At 30.3% G+C, this 15088-nt stretch carries 9 protein-coding genes and 4 pseudogenes; all 13 read right to left on the reverse strand.

What is annotated here, in order from left to right:
- Positions 1 to 159: 159 nt before the first annotated feature.
- The 13 genes and pseudogenes from rlmD to rapZ all read right to left on the reverse strand — a co-directional run bounded on the left by rlmD (position 160) and on the right by rapZ (position 14926).
- The gene (gene rlmD / locus ABUA17_RS08830) at positions 160 to 1530 is read right to left on the reverse strand and encodes a 23S rRNA (uracil(1939)-C(5))-methyltransferase RlmD (protein ID WP_055291573.1); all 1371 of its coding nucleotides are present in this window, start codon (positions 1528 to 1530) and stop codon (positions 160 to 162) included.
- Between the two features lie 414 nt (positions 1531 to 1944).
- Positions 1945 to 3357 (reverse strand): pyruvate kinase, encoded by a 1413-nt coding sequence (pyk, locus tag ABUA17_RS08835; RefSeq protein WP_055275256.1) that lies wholly within the window; start codon positions 3355 to 3357, stop codon positions 1945 to 1947.
- A gap of 67 nt (positions 3358 to 3424) precedes the next feature.
- Complete coding sequence (gene pfkA / locus ABUA17_RS08840) at positions 3425 to 4384, reverse strand: 6-phosphofructokinase (protein WP_042397640.1); 960 nt, start codon at positions 4382 to 4384, stop codon at positions 3425 to 3427.
- Positions 4385 to 4858: 474 nt separating this feature from the next.
- A pseudogene (locus tag ABUA17_RS08845) lies at positions 4859 to 6088 on the reverse strand (helix-hairpin-helix domain-containing protein); the annotation flags it as partial.
- Positions 6089 to 6382: 294 nt separating this feature from the next.
- Entirely contained in the window at positions 6383 to 6895 is a 513-nt protein-coding gene (locus ABUA17_RS08850) for a hypothetical protein (protein WP_195952437.1), read from the reverse strand.
- Between the two features lie 69 nt (positions 6896 to 6964).
- Positions 6965 to 7210 (reverse strand): annotated as a pseudogene (locus ABUA17_RS08855) (hypothetical protein); the annotation flags it as partial.
- A gap of 98 nt (positions 7211 to 7308) precedes the next feature.
- Positions 7309 to 7848, reverse strand: coding sequence for a helix-turn-helix domain-containing protein (locus ABUA17_RS08860; protein WP_055275249.1), 540 nt, complete (start codon positions 7846 to 7848; stop codon positions 7309 to 7311).
- A 663-nt stretch (positions 7849 to 8511) separates the two neighbouring features.
- A pseudogene (locus tag ABUA17_RS08865) lies at positions 8512 to 9330 on the reverse strand (DNA polymerase III subunit alpha); the annotation flags it as partial.
- Between the two features lie 430 nt (positions 9331 to 9760).
- Positions 9761 to 10222: a helix-turn-helix domain-containing protein gene (locus tag ABUA17_RS08870; protein ID WP_052330646.1), complete on the reverse strand. Its 462-nt coding sequence runs from the start codon at positions 10220 to 10222 to the stop codon at positions 9761 to 9763.
- Between the two features lie 51 nt (positions 10223 to 10273).
- A pseudogene (dnaE, locus tag ABUA17_RS08875) lies at positions 10274 to 11536 on the reverse strand (DNA polymerase III subunit alpha); the annotation flags it as partial.
- A gap of 98 nt (positions 11537 to 11634) precedes the next feature.
- On the reverse strand, positions 11635 to 12585 hold the full coding sequence (gene whiA / locus ABUA17_RS08880) for a DNA-binding protein WhiA (protein WP_042397649.1): 951 nt from the start codon (positions 12583 to 12585) through the stop codon (positions 11635 to 11637).
- A 128-nt stretch (positions 12586 to 12713) separates the two neighbouring features.
- Positions 12714 to 14045, reverse strand: coding sequence for a gluconeogenesis morphogenetic factor MgfK (gene mgfK, locus ABUA17_RS08885; protein ID WP_042397651.1), 1332 nt, complete (start codon positions 14043 to 14045; stop codon positions 12714 to 12716).
- Positions 14042 to 14926, reverse strand: a complete 885-nt coding sequence (gene rapZ, locus ABUA17_RS08890) for an RNase adapter RapZ (RefSeq protein ID WP_042397654.1) — start codon at positions 14924 to 14926, stop codon at positions 14042 to 14044. The genes mgfK and rapZ overlap by 4 nt, the downstream gene beginning before the upstream one ends.
- Positions 14927 to 15088 lie beyond the last annotated feature (162 nt).

Here is a 15088-nt window from a genome sequence, read left to right on the forward strand (position 1 = left end):
TTGAAATCCCTTGCATGGAACGTGCTAAATACTTCTCTTCGTCACTATCGTTCCTTGATAAGTAAAGCTACGTTCTCAGCAGTAGGATGAGCAAATCCTTCCTTTTAGTCACTCTTTGAAATCCCTTGCATGGAACGTGCTAAATACTTCTCTTCGTCACTATCGTTCCTTGATAAGTAAAGCTACGTTCTCAATATGAGCTGTATGTGGGAACATATCTACTGGTTGAACAGTTGTAGTTTTATATCCATTTTCCTCTAATATAGCTAAATCTCTTGCTAAAGTACTTGGATCACAACTTACATATACTATTCTTTCTGCATTTATATTTGTTATGGCATTTAATAGTTTAACATCACAACCTTTTCTAGGTGGGTCTACAACCACAACATCAGCCTTTATTCCTTTGTTAATTAAATCTGGTATAACAATTTCTGATTCACCAACAAAGAATTCAACATTATCAACATTATTTTCTTTTGCATTTATATTAGCATTTTCAATAGCTTGTGGAATAATTTCTACTCCATAAACCTTCTTAGCCTTTTGTGATAAGAATAAAGTAATTGTTCCCGTTCCACAATATGCATCAAATACAGTTTCATCTCCACTTAATTCTGCATATTCAAGAGCCTTACCATATAACACCTCTGTTTGAATAGGATTGACTTGGAAGAATGATAATGGTGAAATATTAAATTTGAAATCACCTATATAATCACTTATAGTAGGCTCTCCCCATAATGTTATACACTCTTGCCCTAATATTACATTTGTAGGCTTAGAGTTAATATTTTGAACTATACTTTTAATTCCTGGTATATTATCCACCATTAATTTTATAAATTCATCTTTGTTTGGTAACTTAGCTCCATTAGTAACTAATACAACCATTACTTCATCAGTTTTAAAACCACGTCTAATCATTACATGTCTAAGTATTCCACTTTCATCATACTTTCCATCAACATTATATGGTTTTATATTATTCTTTTTAATCCATTCTCTAGTCAATTGTACTACTTTATCTGCAACCTCATCTTGAATCAAGCATGTTTCCATATCTATTATTTCATGACTTCTTGGTGCAAAGAATCCTATTTTTAATTCTCCATTTACCATTCCAATAGGTAATTGAACTTTATTTCTATATCTCCAAGGTTCTTTCATACCTAGTGGGAATTTTACTATTCCTTCATCAAGTTTGCCTATTTTACTTATACAATCCTTAACTCTTTCAAATTTGAAATTCAATTGTTCATTATATGTAGAATGCTGTAATTTGCATCCTCCACATCTTTTATGTATGTTACACTTTGCTTCACATCTTTCTGATGATGGCTCTATTATGTCTACTAATTTACCATATGCAAAATTCTTTTTAACTTTTACTATCCTTGCATTAACTCTTTCTCCTTTTAATGCGCCTTCTACAAATACAGGAAAAGTATCATTTACTTTTGCTATTCCTTCTCCTTCATATCCTTGTGAAATAATATCAAGTATATATTCCTTATTTTTTTCTATCAAATCTATCACCTATCAATCTTCTTATGTTATTCTAACAAACTATTAATATTATATACCAAACTACTAATGTAATAAACATACCATATCTTTTTTATGTAAAAAAAAGACACCTTTCGGTGCCAAATAATGAAATCAGTTGCCTTTACCATTTTAATTCTTTCGAACTTACTCTGATATTATCAATTATACCCTAATTTATCAAGTCTATTTGTAAACTTTTTGTTAACTTTTTATAAAAAATAGTATTTTTGATATGATATCTTGCAGTTTTTAAGCATTTTATATTTGCTTATGAATAATTTTATGCATTTTTTCTTTCTAGAATAACTTAAATAATAAAATTTTCTTTGATAATACTTTATAAAGAACAAAAAAATAAGAAGTGCAAATTTACACTTCTTATTTTATGTTAAATTATTCTACTACACTTACTTTTAAAAGGTTAGTTGATCCAACTTGATCTAATCCAGCAGCTATTACAACTGTGTCTCCAGCTTTAGCAAATCCATTTTCAACTGCTATCTTAGTAGCGTTAGCCATCATAGCATCTGTTGAATTTTGGTCTTCAGCAACTACTGGGTAAACTCCGAAGCAGAATGCTAAGCTCTTAGCAACTTTTTCACATGGAGTTACAGCTACGATTGGGCATTCTGGTCTGCATTGAGAAATTCTTCTTGCAGTTGCTCCACTCTTAGTTGAAGAAACTATTGCAGCAGCGTTTAATTCGTTAGCAGCATTGCAAGCAGCTCTTGAAATAACTCCTGATACAGCTGGAATGTGAGATTTAGCTGTTGAAACAGCTGTTTCATAGTTTAATTTAGTTTCAGCTTCAACAGCTATTTTAGCCATTGTTTGAACTGATTCTACTGGCCAATCTCCGTTAGCTGATTCCCCAGATAACATGATTGCATCTGTTCCATCTAATATAGCATTAGCTACGTCAGAAACTTCTGCTCTTGTTGGTCTTGGGTTTCTCATCATAGAATCTAACATTTGAGTTGCAGTTACAACTGGCTTTCCAGCAGCGTTACATTTTTCGATCATCATCTTTTGAACAGCTGGTAACTTTTCAAATGGAATTTCAACTCCTAGGTCTCCTCTAGCAACCATTAATCCGTCAGAAACTGCTAATATTGAATCTATGTTATCAACACCTTCTTGGTTTTCGATCTTAGAGATGATTTGGATGTGTTCTCCACCATTTTCATTTAATATTTGTCTGATTGTTTCAACGTCTGAAGCTTTTCTTATGAATGAAGCAGCTACAGCATTTACTCCGATTTCACAACCGAATTTTAAGTCAGCTATATCTTTTTCAGTTAAAGCTGGTAACTTAATTGAAACTCCAGGAACGTTAACTCCTTTGTGAGTTGCAACAAATCCAGTGTTTTGAACTGTACAGTGGATTTTGTTTCCTTCGATTGATTCAACTGTTAATCCTACTAAACCGTCATCGATAAGGATAGTGTCTCCTGGTTTAACATCATTAGCTAATCCAGCATATGTTACTGAACACTCTTCAGTGTTACCAACCACGTCTCCACCTGCATGTACAGTGAATTTAGCCCCTGCTTGTAATTCAACTTTCTTAGGTTCAAATTTACCAGTTCTTATTTCTGGTCCTTTTGTATCTAACATAACAGCGATTTCTTTGTTGTACTTCTTAGCTAATTCTTTAACTAAGTTAATTCTTGCTGCATGTTCTTCGTGATCTCCATGAGAGAAGTTATGTCTTGAAACGTTCATTCCTGCTTCAATTATTTGTGATAATATTTCTGGGTTTTCACTAGCTGGACCGATAGTGCAAATGATTTTAGTCTTTCTCATTTAAAACTCTCCTTTTAATCTCTAATTTAATGTATTTTAAAATAAAATATTGGCAATATTAATTAAATTATTTAGAAATCTCTTCTGAAATTTCATATAATTTTTCATCAAATGTTCTGTTTAAAGCTAAAGCTTCATCTATATCTTGGTCAAAGATTTGATTGTTCTTTATACCAACAACTTTTGAAGTTTTACCTTCCATTAAAAGTTCAATTGCTTTTGAACCCATTCTTGAAGCTAATACTCTATCAAAAGCACTTGGAGCTCCACCTCTTTGGATGTGTCCTAATACAGTTGCTCTTGTTTCAATTCCAGTTTGAGCTTCAATATATTTAGCTAATTCAGAAGCTCCACCAACACCTTCAGCAAGTAAAACTAAGTTATGCATTTTTCCAGCTTTCTTACCTTCTAAGATAACTTTGCATAATTCATCTTTATCATATCCTTTTTCTGGTGTAATGATGTATTCAGCTCCACAAGCTACACCTGTGTGAAGAGCAATATCTCCACAATTTCTACCCATAACTTCTACGATAGAAACTCTTTCGTGAGAAGTTGATGTATCTCTTATTTTATCTATAGCATCAACTACAGTATTTAATGCCGTATCAAATCCTATTGTGTAATCAGTGTAAGTTAAATCATTATCGATTGTACCAGGTAAACCTATAGTTTTTACTCCTAATTTTGATAATAACTTAGCACCAGTGAAAGATCCATCTCCACCGATAACTACTAAAGCTTCTACACCATTATCAGCAAGAATTTGTACCGCTTCTTTTCTTACTTCTTCTTGTTTGAATTCTAAACATCTAGCAGTTCTTAAAATAGTACCGCCTCTTTGAATTATATCTGAAACAGATGATCTATTCATTGGGAATAACTCACCATTTATTAATCCAGCATATCCTCTTTGTACTCCCATAACTTCAATACCATTATGTATTGCAGTTCTTACTACCGCTCTTATTGCAGCGTTCATTCCTGGAGCATCTCCACCACTTGTTAAAACAGCTATTTTTTTCATAAAATATTCCTCCTCGAAACTACTAAGGACTCTGCATGTCCACACACTTTGAAATATTCCTTATTATTCTTTTATTGTTAAACTTTTTACCACCTTTTTTATTTTACTTGTAATCTCTTCTTATTGCAACTAAAATAAATATTCTTATGTCTAATTTTATCGTTTATTTACATTATTACCTGTTTATTTTGCCCTTAATCAATTAAAATTATATAAACATTTTTTTATTTTTGTATCTTTACACATATTTCATATTAACACTTTTTTTATTATTTTTCATTAGAAAATAGAAATTATTATCAATCTTTGTTATATAATTAACATACTTCACAGGGTAGTTTTGGTTATTTTTAGTTGAAATTTATATTGAAAAACTTTTATTATCTTATTTTATTTGTGAAATGTTACAAATTTTCAAAAAAAATATTATCTTGCTCAAAATTTTTGAATCAAGATAATATTTTTTTAACAATTTTACTCTACAACTTTAACATTTGAATCTCCAAAAACTTTTTTTAATTCAAATACTACTTCACTATTTAAATCAACCCACATATCTCGTGGCATTCTATAATTTTTTCTATCATTGGCAGTAAATACATACAAGGCAGAATCACCTTTATATTCAGAAACTACGTCAATTAGCTTTTGTTTCATTGCCTTAGCCATTTGCAAATCATCAACCCTTATATATACTTTATCACTGTTTACTTTCTCTAAAGGTTCTATACTTTCACAAATAAGTTTTGGTTCTTCATCTTCTTTTATATTCACTCTACCATTAATAACTACCATTGAATCTAAATTAATTAAGTTTCTAACTTTATCTAATGTTTTAGGAAAAACAACTACTTCAATAACTCCAGTTAAATCTTCTAGCTTTAAGAAAGCCATTATTGAATTATTTCTAGTTACTTTTTGATTTACCTCTGCTAATATTCCTCCCAATATTACTCTTTGATTATCTTGAATTAAGTGATCATCATCACCTAATCCATCCATAATAGCTTCATATGATTGGAATATAGTTTCAATTGTAGTAGATGTCATCACCTTTAAACTTTTTTCATATTCATCTAAAGGGTGACCTGATATATAAAGCCCTGTCATTTCCTTTTCCATTGATAATAAATTATTTTTTGCAAATTCTTTTATGTCTGGATATTTTACTTCAGGCTCTTTTATACTCTCATCTGCTATACCAAAAAGACTAATTTGCCCATCTATATTTCTCTTTTTCTCATTATATATGCTATCCATTACTTTTTCATAAACAGCTAGTAATTTTGATCTATATATTTTAAACTCATCAAATGCACCTGCTTTTATTAAGCTTTCTACAGCCCTTTTATTTATTGTTGATAAATCTATCTTGCTAATGAAATCAACTAAAGACTCAAAGTTACCTTTGCTTTTTCTAGCCTCAACTATTCCATCAACAACATTTACCCCAACATTTTTTATTGCTGCAAGACCAAATCTTATACTGTTTCCTTTTACAGTAAACTTTGAATAGCTTTCGTTTATATTTGGAGGTAACACTTGTATACCTAAGCTTTCTGCAAATTTTGTATAATGTGCTACTTTTTCACTTGTTCCCATAACAGAATTAACCATTGCTGCTATGGTTTCTACTGGATAGTAATGCATTAAGTATGCTGTCTGATAGCCTATTACTGCATAGGCTGCTGCATGTGATTTATTAACATTAATGTTATTATAAAGCTTTTATGCTTTATACTTCATATTTCTATAAAGATCGGACTATATCATTATCCTAATCACTTTAGGATATAGGGCACTCGTGGATATTTCACCATATAAAATTTACTTAGGCTATTTTATCTAGTCTCTGAACCTTTAACCTATTTCTAGGAGACTTGGCTGCGGATTAACCAATCCTTAAACTTTTTACTATACCTTAGATAATTACTCTAAGCCCCTAATCATATTACTATATTAGGTTAGTATTTAAGGCTCTAAGGTCTTTCCCGCAATTCACCCTATTTGCTTTACAGCTCCTACTGTAAAGGCACTCTTTATTTCGTTCCACTTATTATATTTTCTTTCTAACTTTATAGTTGATTTATCATACAAATAGTTAAATAATGAATATCCTTCTTTAGAATTTTCAAAACCACCCTTCTTGGTACGCCTAATATCTCCAGTAAATTGAAGCTCATTAGCCATAAACTCTAGTATCTCTAAATCATTTATAGATACTACTATATTATTATGATTTTCATCTCCAACAAATCCATCAGCATAAATAAATCCTAATATATATGCTTTAGCTTCTGTATCAATACAAGCAAAATAACATTCATCTAAAACATATCTATTTTTTAATCTAGTATTTATACCTTCTTCTTTTAAAACACGTCTTACAGCTCTATCTGATACATTTAAATTTTTTGAAATATCTCCTATACAGACGCCTTTATTTTTATAATAATAATTTACTATTTTGTATTTATCATAACCATTAAGTTCTCTATAATTTTTAAACAAACTTATATTCACCTCTATGAATATAATTTCTAAATTATAGGTAAATTATACATAATAATCATTAACTTTCTTATAGAATGCATACGAAGCAAAGTCCATCATCTGGTCGAAAATTTCATTTGCCGCTTTTTCACTTATGCCATTTCTCAGACAACCTGGTACTTCTACATTACCATTTTCATCTACTATTCCATATATAAAATTCTTTCTTTCTTGCTCCATTACACTGTGCTTTTTCTTTGACATGGCTCTTCTAACCATATCACTTCTTCCAAGTGAGTATCCACCTAGATCTCTAACAATCTGCATAACTTGTTATAGTGATAGGTAACTCTACCTTCGTCTTAACGGTCAGGTTTTGTTTTCCCCCACTTCACACCGTACATGCGACTTTCATCGCATACGGCGTTCCATTAATTATTACAAATGTATTTCATTCTCTCGTATTTTCTTTTAAGATATAGTGTTGAATCATTATACATATATTCAAATAGTTCTCTTGAAAACTTTTTTCCACCTAAGAAGTAACATATATTTTTACTTTTAGTATTAAATATGCTCAAATCACATCTATTTAACTCAACTAGAATTCTATTTACTAGATTATTACTCCCAACAAACCCACTCCTAAATCTCCTTATATCTGTTATTCCATCTCCATCAAAAACTCCTCTTATGAAATCTCTAATATATACTTTAGGTATATTATCTGGAAAAATTTCAAATCCTGTTTTTTGAGGTACAATCCCATAATTACTAAGACTTTCACACATATGCCTTGATGTCAAACTCACATAATAACTTGGATTTTTCCCACATTTCATTTTTGCTTCATTTATCCATTTTCTAATAGTTGCTTCATTTGCTCCTATGAGACAAGCTACTTTTTGAGCTGAATAACCAACTAAATAATATTCTATTGCTTTCTTTTTTGTTTCAACACTATATTTCACTTAGACAACCTCTAATTGTATTATTTTCCAAACAATTAGAGAATATACATTTGCTTAACTAACTATGCCCCTTCGCTCCATAAAAATTACTTTACTTCATCACTACTACAGGCTGCTGCCCTTATTCTTTGTGAATCATTTCCTATTCACTAGTACCATCGGATTTCAACATCCTTAACATTTACTGAATAAGTTCAAACGTTCCTATCATTCTATCTTTACATATTAACTTAGGCCTTCTCTATGAACCGTCAAGTGCCTTTTTGCTATCTTAAGGTAAGCTAAAAGCAATTATTTTTTAATAATTATAATTTAAATAACCAAGAATACTTAAATTACACTTGAATCTAAATACTTTCTCTTCGTACTTTAATGGTTAACGATTCTTCAAACGAGAATTTCTTTCGTAGCCATATTAATTTTATAGACCCCCGATTACTTCTCTAACCACTTCCCAGGTCTGATTTTCACCGACTTCAACGAGCTTCATACATATTCATGTTGAACTAAATATGCATGTCGTAGTATTAGGGAAGAACTACCTTAATTAGTTCTTAAAAGGTATTTCACCTTTAATATCAAATGATAAGTTAGATAAATATTTATCCCTACAATTTTATACTACATTTCTATAGTTTTTGTATTTGTAGAACGTTTCGCACCTTGATATACCATTACCCCATATGTGACATCCAGTATACTTTCAAGTTCTGGTGTCTCATAATGCACACTGTCTTTATTTCTTTTACCTTCTATATATCTCGGAATCTCAGCCATAGGACCTGGTCTATATAAAGATATACCAGCTATGATATCTTCTAAGCAGTCTGGCTTAAGTTCCTTCATGAATGATGTCATTCCTGGAGATTCTAATTGGAATACACCAGCTGTTTTTCCTTCACCAATCATGTTATATACATTTTTATCTTCAAAATCTATTTTATCTAAATCAATATCTATTCCTCGATTTTCTTTAATCATCTTAACAGCATCACTCATAACTGTTAAAGTTCTTAAACCAAGGAAATCCATCTTTAGAAGTCCTAGCTCTTCTAATGTTGTCATATCAAATTGAGTTACTATCATTTCATCATTTCTTTGAAGTGGTACATATTCAACCAATGGCTTCGATGCTATAACCACCCCAGCTGCATGCGTTGACGAATGCCTTGGTAACCCTTCTAGAGTTTTACTAACATCAATTAATGTTTTTACTCTATTTTCTGTCTCATATGCAGCCTTAAGCTCTGGATTTAAATCTAATGCCTTTTCTATTGTTATTCCAAGCATTGTAGGAATCATTTTAGCTATTCTATCTACTTCTGCATAAGAGTAGTTCATAGCTCTTCCTACGTCTCTTAAACACAATCTAGCCGCCATTGTACCAAAAGTAATTATCTGTGATACATTTTTAACTCCATACTTTTCAACAACATAATCTATTACTTCCTGTCTTCTTTCATAACAAAAATCCGAATCTATCTATTACTACCCTCTCTTTCGAGATACTTAAACACTACTTTTGTAGTGGGTATAGACTATATCTTCACCCACCGACCTTTATACGGTTTGGGCTGCCCCACTTCGCTATGTTTCATAAACATAGCTACGTCCCCTTGGACTAGTCGTTGAACGTTTCCCTCTTCAGGACTTCGCTGCTTATTACCCAATCTATTAATTTTTCAACATTCACGTTTAAGCTTATTTCATCTTTACGTTGTAGTATCAATAGCTCTAAGGGCTTTCAAGCAATTCGAGGCTCTTTAAGTATATTATTTCTAATATACACGACTATTAAGTTAAAATGTAGATTTTAAATTTATATATTTGATATATTTTCTATCTAGATAAATTGTAGAATTATCATATAAATAACTCATTATATTGAATGTTTTTAGACGCCCACCATAACTTATATAATAGTTATTTTTCTCATCATTATATCTTTAACTAATTTTTCGCTATTTATTAATATTCTACAATATTTACAACTACCATAAACCGAGTTAGATACATACGATTTAATTTTATAATCTGAACCTATACATTTCTTGAATTTTTCTAAATGCATCCTATCTAAATTAGCTATTGCTATTCCCAATTTACTTCCAGTTACATATCCATCTGCATAAATAAACCCTAACCAATATGCCTTTTCTTCAATATCTATTTCAGAAAAATAATCATCATTCACTGAATAAACTAAATGACTATCCCTTAAATTTCTAGTACTAACTTTCCATCTTTTTAACGCATCATATATACCACATAAACTACATCCAAGTTTATCTGCAATTTTACTACATGATAATTTTTGATCAATATATAAATTTATAATTTCAAACTTATACTTATCCAACTCATATCGCTTCAAATTTCTACACTCCTAAGAATTTAATATATTCTTAGTATAAACTTATTTCTAATCTGGCATACTAACTCTTTCCGGATTTAAAAATCTTTCAAAGAGCAAGCTATACTTTATCGGATTAATTTTTGTTATTCCCAGAGTATAAGCAACTATAGAGCCTGCTGCCGATCCCCTTCCTGGTCCCGTTGGTATTCCATGATCATTTGAATACTTAATAAAGTCCCAGGTAATCAAGAAATAATCAACATATCCCATTTGATTAATTACACCAAGCTCATAACTAAGCCTATCAACATAAGTCTTTGCTTCCTCATTAGTTTCAGCAAATTCCTTTACATCTTGAACATTAATTAACTTATTCCTAAATTGTTCAAAGACATCATATCTTTCAACAAGACCTTCAAAACACACCTCTTCAAGATAATCAAAGTGAGTTTTATATTCCTCAGGAACTGGGAAATTAGGTAACTTAGATACATGGAATTCATAATCAAAATTACATTCATCTGCAATTTTAATTGTATTTTCTAATGCCTCTGGAACATAAGAAAACATATTCCACATTTCTTCTGGTGATTTCAAATAGAACTGATCCGAAGGATATCTTCTTCTATTTACATCTTCAACAGTTTTACCTGTTTGAATACACATAAGGATATCATGAGCCTTAGAATCCTCTTGTTTAATATAATGGACATCATTAGTTGCAATTAAAGGAATTCCAGTTTCTCTAGCTAACTTAATATTACCTTCTGTAACCTTTCTTTGCTCCTCCATTCCATGATCCTGAATTTCTAAATAAAATCCATCTTTAAATATGTCCTTATACATCAAAGCAACTTCTTTAGCTTTTTCATAATCATCTCTTAATAAATTTTTTTGTACTTCTCCACCAAGACAAGCACTTAAAGCAATTAAACCTTCACTATGCTCTCTTAAAAAATCATGGTCAACCCTTGGCTTATAGTAAAAACCATCAATTGAAGCAGCTGATACTATTTTCATTAAATTTTCATATCCAACTTGATTTTTTACTAATAAAACTAAGTGATATGTACCATTATCCTTATCATTAATTTTAATATCCATTGATTTACTTGCTACGTAAACCTCACAACCAAGAATAGGTTTAATTCCTTGTGCTATAGCTTCTTTATAAAAAGCTACACAACCATACATTACACCATGGTCAGTAATTGCTATACTTTCCATACCTAGTTCCTTAGCTCTGCTAATAACCTTTTTAATTTTAGCCGAACTATCAAGTAAACTATACTCAGTATGTAAGTGGAGATGACAGAACTTTTTATTTTCCAATAAAACACCCCCGTTTGAATTAGTTAAAAGTTTTTAATTAAGAGTTAATAGTCTATTGTATAAATCCCCAAATGATTTATATATTAACTATTAACTAACTAATAGTTTCCACTTCTAATTTCTTCTGCTATTTTTTCTATTTTTCTTAGCCTATGATTAATTCCAGACTTACCAACTGGCGGATCTAGCATTTCTCCTAGCTCTTTTAGCGATTCATCTGGATAGCTTAATCTAAGTTCTGCAACTTCTTGAAGATTTTTAGGCAATCTTTGAAGTCCAATACTATTTTGAATAAGCTTAATACTTTCAACCTGTCTTACTGCTGCATTAACTGTTTTACTCAAATTAGCTGTTTCACAGTTTACAAGTCTATTTACGTTGTTTCTCATTTCCTTCATTATTCTTATATTTTCTAATTCAAGTAATGAAGTATGAGCTCCTACTATGTTTAAAAGGTCAACTATTTGCTCACCTTCTTTAATATATATTATAAAACTATTTTTTCTTTGAATAACCTTTGAGTTTAATCCAAAGGAATTAATTAGTTTACATAAATCAATTGCATATTCTTCACTATGAGTTACAAACTCTAAATGATATGTCTTTTCAGGATTAGTTACACTTCCCCCACCAATAAAAGCTCCTCTAATATAAGCTTTCTTATACTCTTCAGTCTTTACCATTTCAGGATCAATTTTATAATCAATAGTTAGTACTCCATCTATTTCCTTGAAAATCCCTGTTTCTTGAAGTAAGTCCCTAACCCCCATATCTTCTTCTATTAAAACCATGTAGATATTGTTCTTCTTTAATGAGTTACTCTTTTTAACCATTAATTTAGAATGTATATCAAAGTGTTCCTTTAGCAAAGTGAATATATGTCTTGCTGAAGCTGGATTTTCTGTTGTAATTCTAAAGCTAAGACCTTTTCCACTAAATCCTATAGTTCCACTACCTTTCATTATTGCTGAAAGCTCTGCTAATGCTTCCTCTTTCGATATATCAGTATATCTGCATATTTCTCCTTTTACTTTCGCTGAAAACGACATAAATTCTTTCTCCTAACTAACTATAAATATATAACACATTATATCATAAACTGTTCCTACTGTGTCATAATATAATAATGGAAAATTACTTTAAAGAAAAATAGAGGATATTGCCTATGCAATATCCTCTATTTTTCTTTATTATTTTTAATTTTTTTAGAAACGTACATATACTCCATTATCTTCTTTTTATCATATAATAGCTTTTTATCAAGAACAGTTGTCATCAATACTTGTGCCAAATATTCTGAATCATGTTTTACATATCCCTTAGTTATTTTAACCAAATCTGTTTCTACTACCTTAACACCTAAGTCCTTTATATTATCATAATCTAGCTCAACTAATTTAGAACCTTCACTTAAATATCTTTCCTCTATATCCTTAGGAATTGTCCCATTATTTGCAATAACATATTCAACACTATTTTTACCACTATACTTCATTAACGTTTTTATATGATCAGAAACAGTAAAATCATCAGTTTCCCCTGGTTGAGTCATTACGTTAGAAATATAAATTTTAATTGCATCACTTTTATTTATACACTCTGCAATATCCTCTACTAAAAGATTTGGAATTATGCTTGTATACAAACTTCCCGGCCCCATGACTATTGCATCTGCCTCGCTTATAGCCATTAATGCATCTAATAAAGGCTTTGCCTTTTCAGGTTCAATCTTTAAGTTTTTTATTTTACTTTTTTGTTTAATAACTTCATCAGGTATTATAGATTCACCCTCTACAATATTTCCATTTTCAAGTTCTGCAATCAACTTCATATCATCTAAAGTAACTGGTAATACTTTTCCTGTTACAGCAAGTACTGAACTCATTTTTTGAACTGCCGCTTCAAAGTTATCGCTTATCCCATCCATGGCAGCTAAAAATAAATTACCAAAACTTTGTCCCTTTAAAGTTCCTTCTGTAAATCTATATTGAAGTAAATCCTCCATTATTGGCTCAGTATCAGCTAAAGCTAAAATACAGTTTCTTATATCCCCTGGTGGAAGCATTCCAAGGTCAGCTCTAAGTTTTCCTGAGCCTCCCCCATCATCACCAACTGTTACTATTGCCGTTATATTATTAGTATATAATTTAAGTCCTCTCAGCATTGTTGATAAACCTGTTCCCCCACCTATAACAACAATCTTTGGTCCTCCTACATGAACTCTCTTTTCATCAACTAAATCCTCAATATTTTTATCAGTTATAGTTATTTTAATTTTTTCATTATTTATTAATGCAATAAACGACTTTATAAATTCTGATAAAGCTATATACATAATTAAAAGTCCTATTAAGCTTAGAAATAAGTATAAAACTTTAAATGCTATACTTTCTCCTACCTGTGAAAAAATTTCAATAAACCCTACTACCGATAAAACCATACCAATAAAGCCTAAAAAAATCCATCGTTTAATTTTTATACCAGGCTTCATCAAAAACTCCATTATCATAGTTTTTTATCCCCTTTATGAACATCTTCCTTAATATCTCTATGTTCTATATAAACATCATAATTTTTTTCATGTAAATTCTTGTAAATTTCATTTGCAATAGCAACTGATCTATGTCTTCCCCCTGTACATCCTATTGATATAATAAGCTGTCTCTTTCCTTCTTTTTTATAATTAGGAATTAAAAATTCTAACATATCAGTTAGCTTATATAAAAAGTTCTTTGTTTCATCTTGTTCTAAAACATAGTCTTTAACTGGAGTATCTAATCCTGAGAAAGGCTTTAATTCCGGTATATAGAATGGATTTGGTATAAATCTAACATCAAAAACTAAATCAGAATCAACAGGTATACCATATTTAAATCCAAAACTTAATACTGTAATAGACATTTGCTTTTCTGGAAGAGTTTCATCACCAAAATACTTAGTCATTTCTTCTCTTAAATCTCCAATTTTATATTTTGATGTATCTATAATGATATCTGCTTTATCCTTAACCTCTCTTAATTTTTCTCTTTCTAACTCTATTCCAGTTATAACTCTTCCTCCACCTGATAATGGATGGCTTCTTCTCTTTTCTTTAAATCTCTTTACTAAAACTTCATCAGTTGCATCTAAAAATAGTATTTCATACTTAAATTGATCTTTTTCTAGTTCTCTTAAACTTTGGAATAAATCATTAAAGAATACTCCACCTCTTATATCTATTACTAATGCAACTTTATCAATTTTACCGTTACTTTGTGAACAAACTTCTGCGAATTTTGTAATTAATGTTGGTGGTAAATTATCTACACAAAAATATCCCATATCCTCTAAACTTTTTGTAGCTTCTGATTTACCTGCACCTGATAAACCTGTTACTATAATGAATCTCATATAATACCTCCAAAAACTTCTGCTTTATTTAATCTTATGATATAACTTTACTAACTCTGAACTTATATAATTCTGTATAGAATAATTATATCAAAACAACTTTGCTTTTACACGATTTAATTAACTAAATGTAATATTTAGAACACTTCATAAATTATTTTT

The organism is Clostridium sp. RTP31139st1_H3_RTP31139_211217 (assembly GCF_040227035.1).
GTDB lineage: Bacteria > Bacillota > Clostridia > Clostridiales > Clostridiaceae > Clostridium > Clostridium saudiense.